The organism is Caulobacter sp. FW305-C-30-S16 (genome assembly GCF_058783025.1).
The window spans coordinates 719,310-738,074 of the sequence record NZ_JBYSYH010000002.1; the positions used below are offsets into that span (position 1 = coordinate 719,310).

Here is an 18,765-nt window from a genome sequence, read left to right on the forward strand (position 1 = left end):
GCGGCGGGAGGCAGCTGTGAATTTCGACTATTCCGACGACCAGAAGTTCCTCAAGAACGAGGCGCGCAAGTTCCTGGAGGCCCGCTGCACCAGCGCCGCCGTCCGCAAGGTGCTGAACGACGACGACGTCTCGTTCGACGCCGAGCTGTGGAAGGGCGTGGGTGAGCAGGGCTGGCTCGGCGCCGCGATCCCCGAAGAGTTCGGGGGTCTGGGCCTGGGCCACGTCGAGCTCTGCGCCATCGCCGAGGAGATGGGCCGCGTCGTCGCGCCGATCCCGTTCGCCTCGACGGTCTATTTCCTCGCCGAAGCCGTGCTGCTGGCCGGCGATGACGCCCAGAAGGCCGACCTGCTGCCGAAGATCGCCGCCGGTGAGCTGATCGGCTGCTTCGCCACCTCGGAAGGTCCGGGCGTGGTCAACGCCAGCAACCTGGTCTGCAAGGTCGAGGGCGGCAAGCTGACCGGCGTGAAGATCCCGGTGACCGACGGCGACATCGCCGACGTCGCCGTGGTGCTGGCCAACGAGGGCGGCAAGGCCGGCCTGTTCCTGGTCGACCTGAAGGGCGCCGGCGTCAGCCGTGAGACCCTCAAGAGCCTCGACCCGACCCGCGGCGTTGGCCGCCTGACCTTCAGCGGCGCGGCGGCGACCCGTCTGGGCGGGGCCGGCGAGGGCTTTGCGCTGATGGAGCAGGTGTTCGACCGGGCCGCCGTGCTGCTGGCCTTCGAACAGACCGGCGGCGCCGACAAGTGCCTGGAAATGGCCAAGGACTACGCCATGGGCCGCTACGCCTTCGGCCGCGTCATCGCCGGCTACCAGGCGATCAAGCACAAGCTGGCCGACATGTACGTCAAGAACCAGGTCGCCCGCTCCAACGCCTACTACGGCGCCTGGGCCTTGAACACGAACGCCCCCGAGCTACCTGTCGCCGCTTCGGCCGCGCGCATCGCAGCGTCGGAGGCCTACTGGTTCGGCAGCAAGGAAAACATCCAGACGCACGGCGGGATGGGCTTCACCTGGGAAGTCGACTGCCACCTCTACTACCGCCGCTCGCGGCAGCTCGGCCTGGTGGCCGGCGCCCCGAAGGTCTGGAAAGAACGGCTGGTCACCCAGCTTGAACGCAGGAACGCCGCGTAAGCGGACGGGAGATAAGATCATGGATTTCAACGACTCCCCCGAAGAAGCCGCCTACCGCGAAACCGCTCGCGCCTGGCTGGAAAAGAACGCCGCCGAGCACAAGGGCAACGCCAGCGCCAACGGCCGCCGGCCCAACAGCCCCGAGCACATGGCCATGGCCAAGGCCTGGCAGACCAAGAAGGCCGAGGCCGGCTACGCCTGCATCACCTGGCCCAAGGAATGGGGCGGCGGCGGCGGCACGCCGCTGCAGTCGGTCATCTTCGGACAGGAAGAGTCCAAGGTCGGCGTGAACTACGGCTATTTCACCATCGGCCTGGGCATGTGCGTCCCGACCGTGATGGCGTTCGCCGACGCCGAAACCAAGACCCGCTTCGTCGGTCCGGCGATGCGCGGCGAGGAAATCTGGTGCCAGCTGTTCTCAGAACCCGCCGGCGGCTCCGACGTGGCGGCCACCCGCACCAAGGCCGTCCGTGACGGCGACGAGTGGGTGATCAACGGTCAGAAGGTCTGGACCACGGGCGCGCAGTATTGCGACTACGGCATCCTGCTGGTCCGCACCGATCCCGACGTGCCCAAACACAAGGGCCTGACCATGTTCTGGATCGACATGCACGATCCGGCCGTGGAGGTTCGACCGATCCACCAGGCCTCGGGCGGCAGCGAGTTCAACGAGGTTTACTTCACCGATCTGCGCGTGAAGGACAGCCAGCGCCTGGGCGAGGTCGGCGACGGCTGGAAGGTCGCGCTGGTCACCCTGATGAACGAACGTCTGGCCGTCGGCGGCTCGTCGGGCCCGGACTACAAGCTGATCATGGACCTGGCCCGTCAGGTCACCGGCCCCGCCGGGGCGGCGATCAAGGACGGCGCCTTCCGCGAGAAGCTGGCCGACTGGTACGTGGCCGCCGAGGGTCTGAAGCTGACCCGCTTCCGCACCATGACCGCGCTGTCGCGCGGCCAGACGCCGGGACCGGAGAGCTCGATCGGCAAGATCATCGCCGCCAACCAGATGCAGGACATGTCCAACCAGGGCGTGGAGATGGAGGACCAGTACGGCATCCTCGTCGACCCGTCCGAGGCCCCGATGCAGGCGGCCTTCCAGCAGTCGCTGCTGTGGGCCCCCGGCCTGCGCATCGCCGGCGGTACGGATGAAATCCTGAAGAACATCATCGCCGAACGGGTGCTTGGCCTGCCGGGCGACGTCCGCGTCGACAAGGACGTGGCGTTCAAGGACATGCCGACGGGCCGCTGACGCGACCGGACGCAGGCTTTCGATCAGGAAGGGCGTGGCGAAAGCCGCGCCCTTTTCTGCGACGGCTTCAGGTCGGCCGAACGCCCTTTGTTGGCCGGGTGTCGACCGCGCAGCCCGCCAGTTCCACGTCCCGAAGGCCGGTCGGGACGCAGGCGCCGTCCAGCAGGCGCTGGATGCGCGCCGACCGTTCGGCGTTGGCGGCCGGGTGGCGGACCGGGTCCAGGGCGTTGGGCGCCAGCAGCATCGCCACCAGACCGATGTACTGATCGTCGCTGAGCTGCGAGAGCTCGCGGCCGTACCAGCGCCGCGCGCCTTCGGCGAAGCCGATGACGGGGCCGCGACCATCGTTGCCGAAGCTGGCGACGCTGAGCGCCGTCTGGAGAATCTCGGCCTTGCTGGCCCTGGCGTTCAGCGCGTAGCGGCTGATCAGCACCAGCTCCAGCTTGGCGATCCCTGGCTTGAACCGCTTGAAATAGAGGCGCTTGGCGACCGCCTGGGTGAGGGTCGTGAGACCCTGTCCGGGCGTTTCGAAGTCCGTCCCGTCATTCGTCTCGAAGGACGGGTCCTCGACGCGCAGCAGGATGGCGATCCGCGCCGGCGTGAGGCTGGCCAGTTCCGGATCGACGCGGGCGTTCGCGACCGCCAGAAGCCGCGGCGTACGCGCCCTGGCGTCCAGCACCCGCCACCCCAGCCAGGATCCGGCCATAACCAGCAGGACGGCTACGACCGCCAGACTTCCCTTCGCCCATCCCATGCCCGTCCCCCGACCCATCGACCGCCGATCTGAGCATGAGGTCGCGAAGGCCTCAATGGCCGCGACTCCGCCGCAACAAAACGACACTTGAGCAAACGGGACCCGCGCTCCAGTGTTCGCGCCTCTGTCACGGAGATAGCGAAGATGGGCCTGCAAGGCCGGCTTGTGGCGCTTGTGGTGATCGGCGCCCTGTCTTGCGGCCAGGAGGCGCTGGCGCAGGCGCCTGCGGCTTCGCCTGCCGACGTCGAGCTTTTCCGGCAGGGGCGTCTCGATTTCGAAGCCGAGCGCCTCGACGCGGCGGAGGTCGGCCTGCGCAAGGCCTGGGCCGGCTACCAGCAGGCGCTCGGCGATGAGCATCCCTCCACTCTGCGCGTCGCCCATTTTCTCGCGGCGACTCTGGGCGCCCTGCGACGGACCGAAGAGGCCGAGGTTCTGAACCGCCAGGTCTATGCCGTTCGCCGTCGGGTGCTGGGGGAGGAGCACGCCGAGACGCTGGTCTCCGAATCCAACCTCGCGACCAATCTGCGCACGCTCGGCCGCTACGCCGAGGCCGAGCCGCTGGCCCGCCATCTCTGGACGGTGCGAACCCGCGTGCTTGGCGCCGAAGCGGCGCCGACGCTGCTGGCGGCTGGCAATCTGGCGCTGATCCTGCGCGCGCTGGACCGAACGGCGGAGGCGGAGGTCCTCAATCGCCAGGTCTGGACCGTCAGGCTGCGCGTGCTTGGCCCTGACGACCCGCTGACGCTCATTGCCGCCAGCAATCTCGCGGACGTCCTTCATTCTCTTGACCGTCCGGCGGAGGCGGAGCCGCTCAACCGCGCCGTTCTGGAGACCCGCCGCCGGGTCCTGGGCGACGACCACCCTGATACGCTGATTTCGGAGGCGAACCTGGCCGCCAACCTGCGGGCGCTCGGTCGCCACGCCGAGGCTGAGCCGTTCGCCCGTCACCTCTGGGCGGCCCGCGTCCGCAAGCTGGGCCCTGACGCGCCGCAGACGCTGCTGTCGGCGAGTAGCCTCGCGGCGACCTTGCGCGGCCTGGGCCAGTTCGCCGAGGCGGAAACGCTCAGCCGCCAGGTCTGGCAGGTGCGGTTGCGCGTGCTCGGTCCGGACGATGCCGCCACGCTGAACGCGGCAGGCAATGTCGCCGACGCCCTCCTGTCGCTTGGCCGCGCGGCAGAGGCGGAGGCGCTCATCCGCGAGGTCCTTGCGACGCGCCTTCGGGGCGTCGGCGCTGATCATCCCGACACCTTGGGCACGCAAAGCAGTCTCGCGACCGCGCTGAAGGCCCTGGGTCGACTGGCCGAAGCTGAAGCCTTGCATCGGCAGGTCTGGGAAGCGCGTCGGCGAATCCTCGGCGAGGAGGACCTGAATACCCTCGCGTCGGCCAACAATCTCGCCGTCGCCCTTTCCGCGCTTGGCCGGATGCCGGAGGCCGAGGCTCTGAACCGTCAGACGTGGACGACCCGCATCCGCCTGCTGGGACGTGAGCACCCCACCACGCTGATCTCCGCAAGCAACCTCGCCGACAATCTCTACAGCATGGGCCGGTACGCCGAAGCCGACACGTTGGGGCGCGAGATCCTGGACATTCGCCGGCGGGTGCTGGGCGAAGAGCATCCCGAGACCCTGCGCTCGATGGGCAACCTGGCCACGAATCTGGGCGGCATGGGTCGCCTGACCGAGGCGGAGCCGTTGCATCGGCAGGTATGGACGATCCGCCGCCGGCTGCTCGGCGAGGAGCATCCGGACACCTTGCTGTCGGCGAACAATCTCGCGCTGATTCTGAATGGTCTGGGACGGACGGCCGAGGCCGAAGCCCTGCACCGGCAAATCTGGATCGCCCGACGCCGCCTCCTCGGGGAGGACCATCCGTCGACGCTGACCTCCGCGGCGAACGTCGCCAATGTCCTGCTTCTGATGCGCCGGTATGCTGACGCCGAGGCGCTCGCGCGGCAGGTTCTTGCGGCGCAGCGCCGTGCGCTCGGCGAGGAGCATCCCGAGACGCTCACGACGATCGCCATACTGGCCTTCAGTCTCAGCGCCACCGGGCGAAAGGATGAGGCCATAGAGCTCAACTACCAGGTCTGGCAGGTGCGGGCCCGGGTCCTGGGCGCGGCCCATCCCGACACCCTCATCTCCCTGAGCGCGCTGGCGTCAAATCTCAGGTCGCTGGGCGGTCGCAAGGAAGCCGAGGACATCAACCGGCTGCTTCTGGAAATCCGTCGCCAGGTGCTGGGCCCGGAGCATCCCGACACCCTGCTCTCGGCCAACAATCTCGCGTCCGTGCTCTCGGCAAGCGGCAAGGCGGCCGAGGCGGAGACGATACTGGTCGGGGTCACCGCCGCCTGGGACCGGCGCGCCAGGGAGGGCGATACACCCCAGAACCTCATCACCGCCTACGGGAACCTCGGCTTCGCGCGGCTGCGGTTGCGCAAGTACGAGGGGAGCTACGGCGCCTATGCCGCCGCCGCGGCCGCCGCGCGTAGGCGCTATGAGGACAGGAATTCCAGCGGCGACGGCGAGGAAGCCCGCGGCGAACTGGTCCGGTACCGCGACGTCTTCATGGGGCAGGTCCGGGCCGGCTGGGGCTGGGCGCATCAGCCCTGACCCGAACCGGCCCTTCCTGCGGCGCTATTCGTTGACCCGCCGGCCTTCCTTCGCCGCGCGGACCAGCTGGACGAACTCGGCGCGGATGCCGAATTCGTCTTCGCCGCGCGAGCGCTGGGCGGTGTCGAGGATCTGGTCCCAGCCGTAGCCGGCGTCGAGCCAGGGGTCGTTGCGCAGCTTCTGGCCGAAGGCCGCGACGCTGACGGCCCAGCGGGTCGCCTCCGGCGCCGTGGCGAGGTCGCGGGCGGTGTTCCCGGCCGGGATCGCCTGCTGCATCAGCTGTGAGGTGGCGGCGCCGGGGGCCTTCCAGCGCACCTTCAGGAACGCCATCTCGGCGCCGGGCGCCGCCGCGGGCCGCGCCGACTGGTAGCGCAGCGGGTCGGCGGACCCGGGAGCCCCGGCCGGGGTGATCTCGTAGAGCGCCGTCACCGACACGCCCGATCCGACCTCTCCGGCGTCGACCTGGTCGTTGTTGAAGTCCTCCCGCGCGAGCATCCGGGTTTCGTAGCCGATCAGCCGGTACTCGCTGACCTGGGCCGGGTTGAACTCGATCTGGATCTTCACATCGTCGGCGATCGGGAACAGCGAGCCGGAGAAGTCGTCCCGGAACAGCTTCCGCGCTTCCTCGAAGGTGTCGACATAGGCGGCGGTCCCGTTTCCGTTCTGGGCCAGCGCCTGCATCATGGTGTCGTTGTAGTTGCCGCGCCCGAAGCCATAGACCGACAGATAGATGCCGGTCTTGCGCTTGTCGGCGACGAAGTCCTTCAGCTTCGAGGGATCGGAAACGCCGACGTTGAAGTCTCCGTCCGTCAGCAGCACGACGCGGTTCACGGCCTTCGCATCGAAGTTCTGTCCGGCCAGGGCGTAGGCCAGCGCCAGACCCTGGCCACCCGCCGTCGATCCGCCGGCCTGCAGCGCCTCGAGAGCGCAGCGGACCTTCAGCTTCGAGCGCCCGTCCGTCGGGGCCAGCACCGCGCCGGCCGATCCGGCGTAGGCGACGATTGAAACCCGGTCCTGCGGCCGCAGTTGGTCGACCAGCAGGTTCATGGCCTTCTTCGCCAGACCCAGCTTGTCCGGCGACTGCATCGAGCCGGAGGTGTCGATCAGGAACACCAGGTTCAGCGGCGGCTCCTCGCTGCGCGGCAGGTCGTAGCCCTGCAGGCCGATGTGGAGGATCTGGCGATCCTTCGACCAGGGCGAGGGGACGACCGCGACATAGGGCTTGAAGGGCTCGGCCCGGCTCGTCGGCAGCGGGTAGTCGTAGTCGAAGTAGTTGATCAGTTCCTCGACCCGCACGGCGTCGCGCGGCGGCAGGGTTCCGTCCTTCAGGAACCGCCGGGTGTTGGCGTAGGCGGCCGTGTCGACGTCGATCGAGAAGGTCGAGACGGGATCGTCGGCGACCCGCTTGATCGGATTGGACGCGCCGCCCGGGTAACGTTCGGTGTCCGGGGCGGCTTCCGCCGCCATCCCCGTGACATAGCCGGGCGCGACGACGCCCGGCGCCGCGCGCTTGGCCGTAACACTGACGTCAGCCGTGGAGACGGGCGGAGGCGGCGCCATCAAAGGCGGCGGTGGCGGCGGGGGAGGGGGCGGCGGCGGCATAGGGGCGGAGGGCGCCGCCATGCCGACCATCGGGCGGGCGAACACGCGAACGCCGCCGGCTCGTTCACCGCCGCCCGACGCGGTAAACCCGAGCGCAGCGCAGGCCGCCTCGGTCGGCTGACCGTCGACCGGACCCTTGGCCGCCGCGATCTGGAAGGGCGGCGCCGAGGCCGCGAGGAAGCCCGCGAGGGCGACCGTCGTCGTCAGACCACGGGCCGTTTTCGATAACCGCATGCGATTCCCCTGACATGTCGTTCCATGCGCATGCGGCGCGCAGGATGCGGCCAAACCGGGGGGGGAATGCGTCAGCAATGAGGGCATCTGCCGTCCACTCCCCCCATGAACTTCGCCTGTTGCGCGAACGGGGTTCACTATGATGCCCGTTACAGGGATTGATACGCCTCTCGGACCGTGGGCGAGCTTGACTCCCGCGGGAGCCCGGCGAAGAGTCACGTTGCCGAATGGTTAACGGCCGGGCTGGGGGGCTAAACAGTATGCATGAGACCAGCGAAGCCCAAGGCCGCCCGTTCGGGGCTGCGCAAGGCCCGCTGATCCGCGGCAGCTCGATCGTTGCGCTCATCGCTGCGGTGGTGATTCCCCTCGTCGGCTGTGACAGCGGACCGGAGAGCTTCTTCGGCAAGCCGGGCGATACGGCGTGCCCCCGCCCGCAGGTCCCGACCGGCGTGGCGCCGCAGTTCAACACCCAGCAGCTTGAGATCCGCACGCTTCGCCGCCGCGGCTTCACCGGCGACTTCTTCTCGCAACTGGAGCTGGCGCGCCGCTACGAAGGCCTGCGCGCGGCGGACAAGAACCTCGAGGACCCGGTTGAGGCGGCCGTCTGGTACGCCATCGCCCTGTCCAACGGCGAGGGCTACTCGCCGATTTCCGCCATTGGCCGGCGTTCGCCGCAGGGCGAGCAGAAGACCGTCGCCCGCTATGACGACTGCCGCGCCGTCGAGCGCAACATCGCCTACCGCTCCCTCGACCGCCTGCTGTCGCAGATGTCGTCCGAGGAGCAGGAGAAGGTCCGCAGCCGCGTGATCTACATCCTGGCGACCGAAGGCGCGCCCGGCTACCGCACGCTGGCGCGGATGCACGACAACTTCTTCGGTCCGTTCGGGGAGCCGTCCGACAACCGCCAGGCCACGGAAGCCCGCGGCAAGCCCTACAAGCCCGGCACGCCGCAGGTGCTGAACCTGTTCCCGCGCAACGACGTCGACGCCTATCTCTACAACTATCTCGCCGTTCAGACCGGCGATGTCGGCGCCTATGTGATGCTGAAGGACTTCGAGCGGTCCTCGGCGCAGCGCGCCGCCGCCGGCCAGTTTGTCGAGGCCAAGGCCAAGCGCTGGATCCCGCCCTACGAATTCTATCCGCCCGAGTCGCCGTCCTCGGGCGTGCCGCACTCCGACGAGAGCGACCAGGTGGGCGACGCCCAACAGGTGGCGCTGGGTCGCATTCGCGAACTGCCGTTCATCCACATCGGCGAGGCGCTGGCCTATCTGCGCTCGACGCCGCGCGTTGTGACCAGCGAGGACGCGCTCTACCCGCAGGAAATCCAGGACTTCCAGGCCCGCGTCGCCCGGCCGCAGACCGGCGTCCTGACGGCGATCGAGAAGGTCCGCATCATCCAGTACGCGGCCGTCAACGGCTCGCCCAAGGCCCAGTTGGTGCTCGCGGTGATGTACGCCGAGGGCGTGGGTGTTCCGCGCGACTACGCCCGGTCGTTCCACTGGTTCGCCGAAGCCGATCGCCAGGGGTCAGGCGAGGCCAAGTACGCCATGTCGACCTACTTCTCGCTCGGCGTCGCCGGCGTGGCCGACCAGGACAAGGCCAAGGCGGTCGTCTACCAGATCGACTCCGCGCTCTCGGGCTTCAAGCCGTCCGTGGGACGCCTCCAGCAGGTGCTGGCCCAGGTGTCGCGCGCGCCGCGACCCTCGCCCCGCGACAGGGACTACGTACGATGAAGACGCTTACCCGCCTCCTCACGGCCGCGAGCGCGGCCATGATCGTGCTCGGCGCAGCCGGCTCCTCGCAGGCCTTCCCCGACGCCGCCGCCGGGATCGATGCGCAGATTCGCCCCAACTTCGGCGGCCTGATCACGCCGCCGCTGCGTCCGCGCTGGCGGCCTGATCGCTACAAGCCCCGCTACTACCGTCCGCGTCAGGGCGGGGGCGGCTACTATTCGGGCGGGCGGTTCGAAACCAGCATCACGGTCGACTGCAACGCGCCGCCGCCGTCGTCGTATGGGTCCGGGTCCGGATCGGGCTATGGCGCTCCGCCGAGTTCAGGCTACGGGTCGGGTTCGGGCTCGTCCGGCGGTCAGTACGACGATCAGGATTCCGGCCAGTACAACAGCAGCGGTCCGCTGAACGACGCGCTCCAGCGTCTCGCTGACGGCGGCACCCTCTATGTGCGTGGCACCTGCCGCGAGACCCTGTGGATCGAGCATCCTGTCGCGATCGTCGGCGCCGCCGCCTCGATTTTTGACGATTCTCCGGCGCAACGGGCGACCATCAGCCCGGCCGAGGGCTCATCCTGCGTCAAGGTTGCGCCTGGCGTGCAAGGGGTCGAACTGCGGGATCTGATCCTGTCGACAGAGAAGGGCGGCCGCGCGCCGTGCGTCGAGACCTGGGACTCCAAGGTGGCGCTGGTGCGGACGACCGTCCGCTACTGGGGCGACACGGCGGCGGTGTTCGCCTCGGGCGGCGAGCTGCGTCTGATCGAGAGCTTCATCGACGCCCGCACCTGGGACGCCGCTGTCGTCACCGACGGCGCGATCCTGAAGATGAGCCGCACCCGGGTGCTGGCCGAAGAGGCCGGGCTCGACGTCACGCCCGGGGTCGGCGACAGCATCATCGAACAGAGCGGCATCATGGGGCGCGACGCCGCGCTGCCTGCCGGCAACGGCATTCTGGTGCGCGGCCAGCGCAGCGGGTCCGGCGCGCTCAAGATCAACAACGCCGTGGTCTGCGGCTGGCGCAACGGCCTGCATCTGGACCGGGGCTCGATCGTCGAGGTCAACCGCAGCCGCTTCTGCCGCACGACGGTGGGCGTGGTCACCGATGGCGACCTGACCCTGACGGAATCGGCGATCGGCTCGCGCGAGGTCGGCCTGTACGCGTCGACGGGCAAGGCGACGGTCAAGCGCAACCGCTTCTACGGCTGGAGCAGCCGGCCGTTGTGGATCGAACAGGGCGTCGTCGTCGATCTCGAGCCCAACTACGCCTACTTCAACGACGACTGCTGGAAGCGCGGCTGGGAGCAGGGCGTGTACTGCCAGCGCAGCAGCGGCCTGCCGCCGTCCCTGCGCGACGAGAGCGGCTTCACCAACCCCTATCGCGACTGGTGGGAAGCCGACGGCTACGATCGCGCCTACCAGCGTGACGGGTCGCCAGCGGCCCAGCCCTATCCGCAGCGTCCCGCGCCGCCGGCGAAGCCCCGCTGGGGCAGGCCGCGGACCGGATCGGGCGGCTACTAGCAGCGCCTAGTTGACGGACAAGGCCGGCGGGCGGCGCAACTGCGTCGCCTGCTCGTAGGCGAAGCCGTAGCCCAGCAGTCGCGCCTCGCTCCACTTCGGGCCGACGAAGCTCAGGCCGACCGGCAGACCGCCGACCTGGCCCATCGGCACGGTCAGATGCGGATAGCCGGCCACCGCCGCCGCATTGCCGGCTCCGCCCCCGACGTAGCGATCCTTGAGCACCGGATCGATCAGCCAGGACGGGCCCAGCGTCGGCCCGACCAGCACGGCCACGTCGTGCTTCGCCAGCAGCGCGTCGATGCCGTCGGGACCGGCCATGCGCCGGGCGTCATCGCGGGCCTTGAGATAGGCCGGGTCAGCCAGCCCTGTGGTCTTCTCGGCCATTTCGAACAGCTCCTGGCCGAACAGGGGCATCTCCCGGTCGGCGTTGGCGCGGTTGAAGGCGATCACGTCGGCCAGGCTGCGGGTCCTGACCTTCATCGGGTCGGTCGAGGCGAGCCAGGCGTTCATCCCGACCTTCAGCTCGGTCAGCAGCACGACCAGCTCGTTGGCGCCGATCTTCGACCGGTCGGGAAACTCGGGAACATCGACGAGGATCGCGCCCTGCGCCTTCAGCGCCGCCAGCGCCTGCTCGAACACCGCGTCGGTCTCGCGGTGGAAGCCGGCGGCGTAGCGCATCACCCCGACGCGCACGCCCTTCAGCGCATCGGTGCGCAGGCCGGCGGCGTAGTCGCCCTTACGCGCGTCCGCCTCGGCGGTGGCGGGGTCCTTCGGATCGCTGCCCGCCATCACCGTCAGCATGTTGGCCGTGTCGAGCACGGTGCGGGTCATCGGCCCGGCTGTGTCCTGGCTGTCGCTGATCGGCACGATGAAGGTGCGCGAGACCAGGCCGACCGTCGGCTTGAGCCCCACCAGTCCGTTGATCGCCGCGGGGCAGGTGATCGAGCCGTCGGTTTCGGTCCCGACCGCCGCCGCCGCCAGCCCCGCCGCGACCGCCGCGGCGCTGCCGGCCGACGAGCCGCAGGTGCTGCGCGCCAGGTCATAGGGATTGCGCGCCTGGCCGCCGACCGCGCTCCAGCCGGACAGGGAGTCGTCGGAGCGGATGTTGGCCCATTCCGACAGGTTGGCCTTGCCCAGCACCACAACCCCGGCCGCCCGCAGGCGGGCGATGACCGGCGCGTCGCGTCCGGTGACGTTCTCCGCCAGGGCCAGCGATCCGGCGGTGGTGGCCATCGCATCCAGCGTCTCGATGTTGTCCTTGATCAGGATCGGCATGCCGAACAGGGGGCCGACAGCGGCGCCCCGTCGCCGGGCCTGGTCGGCGGCATTGGCCAGTGACAGGGCGTTCGGATTGAGGGCGATGATGGATCGCAGCTGCGGGTCGATCGCGCGGGCGCGCACAAGATAGGCGCTGGCCAGGCTCTCGGCGGTCGCCCTTCCGCTCGCGATATCCGCCTGAAGCTCGGTCATCGAGCGGTCGGCGACGGCCGGCAGGGGCGGCGGCATGGCGCCGGCGGGCGCGGCGAGGGCGACGGCGAACAGAGCGGTCAGAAGAGGGCGCATGGGAGCTCCTGGGGCGACCGGGCGATGCTTCTCCCTGATGGAGGCGCGTGGCAAGTCCGGCTGCGCATTGCGTTTCGGCCCCCCGGTCGCTACATCCCGCGCCACCCCGGATCACGATCAGACGAGAGCGAGCGACCCCTATGGCCGCGCAATACATTTTCCAGATGCAGGGCCTGACCAAGGCCTATCCCGGCGGCAAGAAGGTGTTCGAGAACATCTGGCTGTCGTTCTACCCGGACGCCAAGATCGGCGTCGTCGGGGTCAACGGCTCGGGCAAATCGACCCTGCTGAAGATCATGGCCGGGCTGGACAAGGAGTTCAGCGGCGAAGCGCGCGCGGCCGACGGCGTCAAGATGGGCTACCTCGAGCAGGAGCCGCACCTGGATGACAGCAAGACCGTCTGGGAAAACGTCATCGCCTGGTGCGACGAAAAGCTGACCGTCGACCGCTACAACCAGATCGCCATGGAGCTGGGCGAGAACTACACCGACGAGCTGATGGAGGAGATGACCGCCCTCCAGGAGAAGATCGACGCCGGCGACCTGTGGGACATCGACAGCAAGGTCGAGATGGCCATGGACGCCCTGCGCTGTCCGCCCAACGACAGCGGCGTGACCAAGCTGTCGGGCGGTGAGAAGCGCCGCGTGGCGCTGGCCCGCCTGCTGCTCAGCAAGCCCGACATGCTGCTGCTCGACGAGCCGACCAACCACCTGGACGCCGAGTCCGTGGCCTGGCTGCAGCATCACCTGGAAGCCTTCCCGGGCTGCGTCATCCTGGTGACCCACGACCGCTACTTCCTCAACCAGGTGACCAGCTGGACCCTCGAGCTCGATCGCGGCAAGGGCGTGCCCTACGAGGGCAACTACTCCGGCTGGCTGGAGCAGAAGCAGAAGCGCGTCGTGCAGGAGCAGTCCGAGTCCGAGTCGCGCCAGCGCGCCCTGACCAAGGAACTGGAGTGGGTCCGCTCCAACGCCAAGGCCCGCCAGACCAAGTCCAAGGCCCGCCTGGCCGCCTATGAGCGGATGGTGTCGGAGCAGGAGAACGCCCGCGGCGCCCAGACCCACGCCGTCATCCAGATCCCGCCGGGCCCGCGCCTCGGCAACGTCGTGCTCGAGGTCGCCGACCTGGAGAAGGAATACGGCGACAAGGTCCTGTTCAAGGGCCTGACCTTCAAGCTTCCGCCCAACGGCATCGTCGGCGTCATCGGCCCCAACGGCGCCGGCAAGTCGACCCTGTTCAAGCTGATCACCGGCCAGGAAACGCCGGACCGCGGCACTGTCCGCCTCGGCGAGACGGTCAAGCTGGCCTACGTCGACCAGAGCCGCGACGACCTGATCCCCACCGACACCGTCTGGCAGGCGGTCAGCGGCGGCACCGACGTGATGATGGTCGGCAAGCGCGAGATCAACACCCGCGCCTACGTCGGCAGCTTCAACTTCAAGGGCGGCGACCAGCAGAAGAAGGTCGGCCAGCTGTCGGGCGGTGAACGCAACCGCGTCCACCTGGCCAAGACCCTGGCCACCGGCGGCAACGTCATCCTGCTCGACGAACCGACCAACGACCTGGACATCGAGACGCTGCAGAACCTCGAAGAGGCGCTGGAAGAGTTCGCCGGCTGCGCAGTGGTCATCAGCCACGACCGCTGGTTCCTCGACCGCCTCTGCACCCACATCCTCGCCTTCGAGGGCGACAGCCATGTGGAGTGGTTCGAGGGCAACTTCGAGATGTACGAGGAAGACAAGAAGCGCCGCCTCGGCGCCGACAGCCTGATCCCGCACCGCATCAAGTTCCAGAAGTTCACGCGCTAGGGCGGGCGTCGAGCGGCGGTCCGGGAGCGGTAAGGCTTCGTCCGCCGCGACCCTGTGCGCGTGGACATATCGCGCTGCGCGCGATGATGGCCCATTCCGGGTGACGATTGCCCGGATAGGCCCTAATTATTGCACTTCCGGTTACCCGCCGGTTCGCGAACCTGCGGTATCCGTACGGGTCTGGCGGGACGACCCGCTGCGCTGACCCTGCTCCGGCCGTGATGACCCCTGTTTGCAGTCCGCCTCTGGTCCGGCGGAGCAGGGGCGAAACGTGCAGCATTTCCTTTCGCGATCGACCACGGCCGTGGCTGAAACCGGCGTCGGCGCTGGCGGCGACACCGTCCCCGCGACCGGCACGCCGCCCGTATCCGCGCCCTCCGAAGCTGCGCCGCTCGATCCCACGGACGGCGGCGACCAGCCGCAGGTCTTCGCCGGAACCGGCGGGCCGACCGTGGGCTTCACGCCGACGTTAGTGCGGACGGGTGGGGAGATCCTGGTCAATACGGCTGTGGCAAGCGATCAACTCGTCCAGCAGGTCACTTCCCTGTCCAACGGCGGGTTCGTGGTCACCTGGCGCGACAACAGCGCGGGCGTCTTGGGAGCGACCGGTGACAGCGACGGCACCGCCATCAAGGCGCAGGTGTTCACCGCCTCAGGAGCGATGGTCGGGACAGAAATCCTCGTCAACACAGCCGTAGCGAGCAGTCAGAGCCTCCCGCAGATCACCTCCCTGTCCAATGGCGGGTTCGTGGTCACCTGGCAGGACTCCAGCGGAGGCGTGGGTGGGGCGTCCGGCGACAACAGCGGCACCGCCATCAAGGCGCAGGTGTTCACCGCCGCCGGGGCGATGGTCGGGATCGAGATCCGCGTCAACACCGCAGTCACGAACGGTCAGAGCTCTCCCCAGATCACAACCTTGTCCAACGGCGGCTTCGTGATCACCTGGCAGGACAACAGCGCGACAGCCCCGGACACCGTCGGCGCCGCAGTCCGGGGGCAGGTGTTCACCGCCGCCGGAGCGATGATCGGGACCGAAATTCTCGTCAACACGGCAGTCGCGGGTAGCCAGGACTTCGCCCAGGTCACCGCTCTGTCAGGCGGCGGTTTCTTGGTCGCATGGCGAGACGGCAGCCAGGGCGTGCTCGGAGCAACCGGCGACACCAGTGGCTACGCGGTCAAGGCGCAGGTGTTCACCGCCGCCGGGGCGATGGTCGGGACCGAGATCCGCGTCAACACGGCGGTAGCGAACGATCAGGACACCGCCCAAATCACCGCCCTGCTCAACGGAGGGTTCGTGGTCACCTGGCAAGACGGCAGCCTGGGTGACGGCGGGGCGACGGGCGACGCCAGCAATCTTGCCGTCAAGGCGCAGGTCTTCACGGCCGCCGGGGCGATGGTCGGGACCGAGATCCGGGTCAACACCGCGGTTGCGAACAATCAGTACAACGAGCAGATCACAGCCCTGTCCAACGGCGGGTTCGTCGTTACCTGGCAGGACCTCAGCCTGGGCGCACTCGGCGCCACGGGCGACTCGAGCAGCACCGCAGTCAAGGCGCAGGTGTTCACCGCCGCCGGGGCGATGGTCGGGACCGAGATCCGGGTCAACACGGCTGTTGCGAGCAGTCAGGACGCCCCGCAGGTCACCGCCCTTGCAGGCGGCGGGTTTGTCGTCACCTGGCAGGATTTCAGCCGGGGCGTCCTCGGGGCGACTGGCGACGCCAGCGGCTACGCCGTCAAGGCGCAGGTTTTCACCGCTGCCGGGGCAATGGTCGGGACCGAGGTCCGCGTCAACACGGCCGTAGCGAACGCTCAGGACACCATCCAGATCGCTGCCCTGCCCAATGGCGGGTTCGTGGTCACCTGGCGCGACGATAGTCGGGGCGTGCTCGGCGCGACAGGCGACGCCAGCGGCTTCGCGGTCAAGGCGCAGGTTTTCAACGTCGGCCCGACGGCTGTCGAACAGGTGGCGCTGAGCCTGAAAAACACCGGCTTCACGATCAGCGACCCGGACGCCGGCGACGTGCTCACCGTGACCTTGTCCACGGACTACGGCCTGCTCACGGTCGCTCCGGCCAGCAGCGGCGCTCTGGTTTCCGGCTCGGGCACGGCCAGCGTCGTTCTCACCGGGACCTGGTTCCAGATCAACGCCCTGCTCAACACGAACCCGGCCAGCGTCGTCAACTTCCTCGCCGACACGGATACGCCGCCGGCCTCGGCGACGATCACCCTGGCGGCCGACGATGGCCAGGGCGGCACGGCCTCAACCAGCCTGATCCTGCCGATCGAGGACGCGGCGGAAGGCTCAACCACGCCCTCACCCGGCGACGACACCCTCACCGGCACGGGCGGCGTGGACGCGATCAGCGCCCAGGCCGGCGCGGACACCGTCAATGCGGGCGGCGGCAACGACACAGTCGACGGCGGCGAGGGGGACGACGTCATCGATGCCGGCGACGGCGATGACTACATCAAGGGCGGGCTCGGCGCCGACGCCATGACCGGCGGGACGGGCAACGACACCTATGTCGTTGACGACGCGGGCGATACGACCGACGAGACCGGCGGCGACGGGACCGACCTCGTGATCACCCGGATCAGCTGGACCCTCGGGTCGGGGCTGGAGAACCTCACGCTGGGCAACGGCGGGACCCTGACCGGAACTGGCAACGCGCTGGCCAACGTCATCACCGGCAACAGCGTCGCCAACACGATCAACGGTCTGGCGGGCAACGACACGCTCAATGGCGGCGGCGGGGATGATGTCCTGAACGGCGGCGATGACAACGACACGCTCAACGGCGACACCCAGAATGACGTCCTCAGTGGCGGCGCCGGGATCGACACGCTCAACGGCGGGGCGGGCAATGACGCGCTCGACGGCGGAACCGGCGTCGACAGCATGGCCGGCGGGGCGGGCAATGACTCCTACGTCGTCGACGACGCCGACGACGCCATCACCGAGGGTGTGGGCGAGGGGACCGACAGCGTCACCTCGTCGGTCAGCTACACCCTCTCGGCCAACATCGAGAGCCTGACCCTGAACGGCGGGGTTACCGGCGAAGGCAACGCGCTGGCCAACACCATCACGGGCAGCGCCGGCGGCAACACCCTCATCGGCAACGACGGGGCCGATGTGCTCGCCGGGATGGCCGGCGCGGACAGCCTCTACGGCGGCAACGGCAATGACAGCCTCGACGGCGGCCAGGACGGCGACGTCCTCTACGGCGGTGCGGGCGGCGACCGGCTGACCGGCGGCACGGGCGGCGACACGTTCGGTTTCAGCGATCTCGACGTCCGCCGCTCGAACCTCGGCCAGACCGCCGACCGGGACGCGATCACCGACCTCAGCTTCCTGTTCAACGACCGCATCGACCTCAGCGCCATCGACGCCAACGTCAACCTCGCCGACGATCAGGCCTTCACCTTCGTCGCGAAGTTCACCAACACGGCCGGCCAGGCGACGATCAAGTCGAACAGCGGCAAGACCCTGCTGCAGCTGGACGTCGATGGCGATGGCGTCGCCGACCTCGCCATCGAGATCACCGGCAACCACGCCGCCACCACGGCGAACCTCTACACCGGCGGCGGCGACGTGAACGGCGGGTGGGTGCTCTAGTCCTCAGCGCCGACCGTCGCCAGGTCGACGCCCAGCTGGCTGACCGACTGGAGCAGCTGCAGGAAGCGCTGGACGATCATCAGGCCCGCGGCCAGGACGTCCGGGTCCTGGAGCCTGTCGAGGGTCATCAGATAGCCGCCGGTCGCCCGCTTGACCCAGCCGAGCGCGCGATAGTGGCGCATCCGGCGACGCAGCGTCTCGTGCGTCAGGCCGAGCGAGGCGGCGAGGCTGGTGATGGTGGCCGGCGTGCGCAGATGATCCGGCGGCGGCGTCGCCGCGCCCGAATAGGTCCAGGCCAGCTCCGGATCGAGCGTCAGGAGCTCCGCATTGGCGAGAATGAGCGTCGCGATGATGGATGCGTCCAGCATTGAACCGTGCGGCCTTGAGCCCGCCTCGAGCACCCGCAGCAGAAAGTCGTTGGTCAGGATGGTGACCGCATCAACGAGGTCGTCCTCGGCCAGGCCGCGCGCGGGGGCGAGGGCGGGGGTGTTTCCGCCGGGGATCTGGCTGAAGTCGAAGCCGAGCGCGCGCAGGTCGACGATCACCCGCTGGAGGGCCAGCCACGTCGCCTCGTTGTCCATGCGGCCGGCTTCGTTTTCGAAGACCGCGGGCGCGACCGTGAATCCGCGGAATCCGTTGCGGCGGGCGAGACCGGCGGCCTCAAGGTCGGCGACCTTCCGGCGCGTGGTCTCGTAGGGGAGGGCCAGCGATTGGGCGATGGCCCGAACGCTGAAGGCGCGAGCCGCGGCGTCCAACCCTTCGCCGCCGGCGGGGGATCGGCTGGCCTGGATCGCGGCCATGTAGACGATCGCGCGGGTGAAATCGCCGTCGTGCCGGCGGATCTGGCGGCCAACGAGATCGAGCAGGAAGATCGTGACGCAGCGGAACACGAGTCGCTGCTGCCGTCGCAGGCTCTCGATGTGCGGCTCCTGAGTCATCCGCGCCTCCCCGGA

At 69.0% G+C, this 18,765-nt stretch carries 11 protein-coding genes; 7 read left to right on the forward strand and 4 right to left on the reverse strand.

What is annotated here, in order from left to right; translation table 11 throughout:
- Positions 1-16: 16 nt before the first annotated feature.
- Both AC3WJT_RS10515 and AC3WJT_RS10520 read left to right on the forward strand, forming a co-directional pair.
- Complete coding sequence (locus AC3WJT_RS10515) at positions 17-1,132, forward strand: acyl-CoA dehydrogenase family protein (protein ID WP_492343065.1); 1,116 nt, start codon at positions 17-19, stop codon at positions 1,130-1,132.
- Between the two features lie 19 nt (positions 1,133-1,151).
- The gene (locus AC3WJT_RS10520) at positions 1,152-2,381 is read left to right on the forward strand and encodes an acyl-CoA dehydrogenase family protein (protein WP_492343066.1); all 1,230 of its coding nucleotides are present in this window, start codon (positions 1,152-1,154) and stop codon (positions 2,379-2,381) included.
- A 67-nt stretch (positions 2,382-2,448) separates the two neighbouring features.
- Here AC3WJT_RS10520 and AC3WJT_RS10525 read toward each other — a convergent pair whose 3' ends face one another.
- Positions 2,449-3,135, reverse strand: coding sequence for a transglycosylase domain-containing protein (locus AC3WJT_RS10525; protein ID WP_492343067.1), 687 nt, complete (start codon positions 3,133-3,135; stop codon positions 2,449-2,451).
- 144 nt (positions 3,136-3,279) lie between these two features.
- Here AC3WJT_RS10525 and AC3WJT_RS10530 point away from each other — a divergent pair, with 144 nt between their 5' ends.
- Positions 3,280-5,742 carry a tetratricopeptide repeat protein gene (locus AC3WJT_RS10530; protein WP_492343068.1) on the forward strand — a complete coding sequence of 821 codons (2,463 nt, stop codon included), beginning with the start codon at positions 3,280-3,282 and terminating at the stop codon, positions 5,740-5,742.
- A 24-nt stretch (positions 5,743-5,766) separates the two neighbouring features.
- Here the strand turns inward: AC3WJT_RS10530 and AC3WJT_RS10535 are convergent, their stop codons facing one another.
- The gene (locus AC3WJT_RS10535) at positions 5,767-7,578 is read right to left on the reverse strand and encodes a vWA domain-containing protein (protein WP_492343069.1); all 1,812 of its coding nucleotides are present in this window, start codon (positions 7,576-7,578) and stop codon (positions 5,767-5,769) included.
- 260 nt (positions 7,579-7,838) lie between these two features.
- Between AC3WJT_RS10535 and AC3WJT_RS10540 the strand changes: the two genes are divergently transcribed.
- On the forward strand, positions 7,839-9,311 hold the full coding sequence (locus AC3WJT_RS10540) for a tetratricopeptide repeat protein (RefSeq protein WP_492343070.1): 1,473 nt from the start codon (positions 7,839-7,841) through the stop codon (positions 9,309-9,311).
- Positions 9,308-10,825: a hypothetical protein gene (locus AC3WJT_RS10545; protein WP_492343071.1), complete on the forward strand. Its 1,518-nt coding sequence runs from the start codon at positions 9,308-9,310 to the stop codon at positions 10,823-10,825. Before AC3WJT_RS10540 ends, AC3WJT_RS10545 begins: the two co-directional genes overlap by 4 nt.
- A gap of 6 nt (positions 10,826-10,831) precedes the next feature.
- Here AC3WJT_RS10545 and AC3WJT_RS10550 read toward each other — a convergent pair whose 3' ends face one another.
- Positions 10,832-12,388 carry an amidase gene (locus AC3WJT_RS10550; protein WP_492343072.1) on the reverse strand — a complete coding sequence of 519 codons (1,557 nt, stop codon included), beginning with the start codon at positions 12,386-12,388 and terminating at the stop codon, positions 10,832-10,834.
- A 140-nt stretch (positions 12,389-12,528) separates the two neighbouring features.
- On the opposite strand from AC3WJT_RS10550, the gene ettA reads away from it, so the two are divergent.
- Together ettA and AC3WJT_RS10560 are read left to right on the forward strand one after the other, a co-directional pair.
- Positions 12,529-14,196 carry an energy-dependent translational throttle protein EttA gene (gene ettA, locus AC3WJT_RS10555; protein ID WP_492343073.1) on the forward strand — a complete coding sequence of 556 codons (1,668 nt, stop codon included), beginning with the start codon at positions 12,529-12,531 and terminating at the stop codon, positions 14,194-14,196.
- A 271-nt stretch (positions 14,197-14,467) separates the two neighbouring features.
- The gene (locus AC3WJT_RS10560; protein ID WP_492343074.1) at positions 14,468-17,812 is read left to right on the forward strand and encodes a hypothetical protein; all 3,345 of its coding nucleotides are present in this window, start codon (positions 14,468-14,470) and stop codon (positions 17,810-17,812) included.
- Here AC3WJT_RS10560 and AC3WJT_RS10565 read toward each other — a convergent pair.
- On the reverse strand, positions 17,809-18,750 hold the full coding sequence (locus AC3WJT_RS10565; protein WP_492343075.1) for a hypothetical protein: 942 nt from the start codon (positions 18,748-18,750) through the stop codon (positions 17,809-17,811). The two genes, AC3WJT_RS10560 and AC3WJT_RS10565, sit on opposite strands and share 4 nt — an antisense overlap.
- Between the last annotated feature and the right edge of the window lie 15 nt (positions 18,751-18,765).

Bases quoted from the DNA above. Each gene is read 5' to 3' on its own strand.
- AC3WJT_RS10550 (WP_492343072.1), bottom strand. From the start codon at position 12,388: ATGCGCCCTCTTCTGACCGCTCTGTTCGCCGTCGCCCTCGCCGCGCCC.
- AC3WJT_RS10530 (WP_492343068.1), top strand. From the start codon at position 3,280: ATGGGCCTGCAAGGCCGGCTTGTGGCGCTTGTGGTGATCGGCGCCCTG.
- AC3WJT_RS10525 (WP_492343067.1), bottom strand. From the start codon at position 3,135: ATGGGATGGGCGAAGGGAAGTCTGGCGGTCGTAGCCGTCCTGCTGGTT.
- AC3WJT_RS10540 (WP_492343070.1), top strand. From the start codon at position 7,839: ATGCATGAGACCAGCGAAGCCCAAGGCCGCCCGTTCGGGGCTGCGCAA.
- AC3WJT_RS10535 (WP_492343069.1), bottom strand. From the start codon at position 7,578: ATGCGGTTATCGAAAACGGCCCGTGGTCTGACGACGACGGTCGCCCTC.
- AC3WJT_RS10520 (WP_492343066.1), top strand. From the start codon at position 1,152: ATGGATTTCAACGACTCCCCCGAAGAAGCCGCCTACCGCGAAACCGCT.
- AC3WJT_RS10545 (WP_492343071.1), top strand. From the start codon at position 9,308: ATGAAGACGCTTACCCGCCTCCTCACGGCCGCGAGCGCGGCCATGATC.
- AC3WJT_RS10565 (WP_492343075.1), bottom strand. From the start codon at position 18,750: ATGACTCAGGAGCCGCACATCGAGAGCCTGCGACGGCAGCAGCGACTC.
- ettA (WP_492343073.1), top strand. From the start codon at position 12,529: ATGGCCGCGCAATACATTTTCCAGATGCAGGGCCTGACCAAGGCCTAT.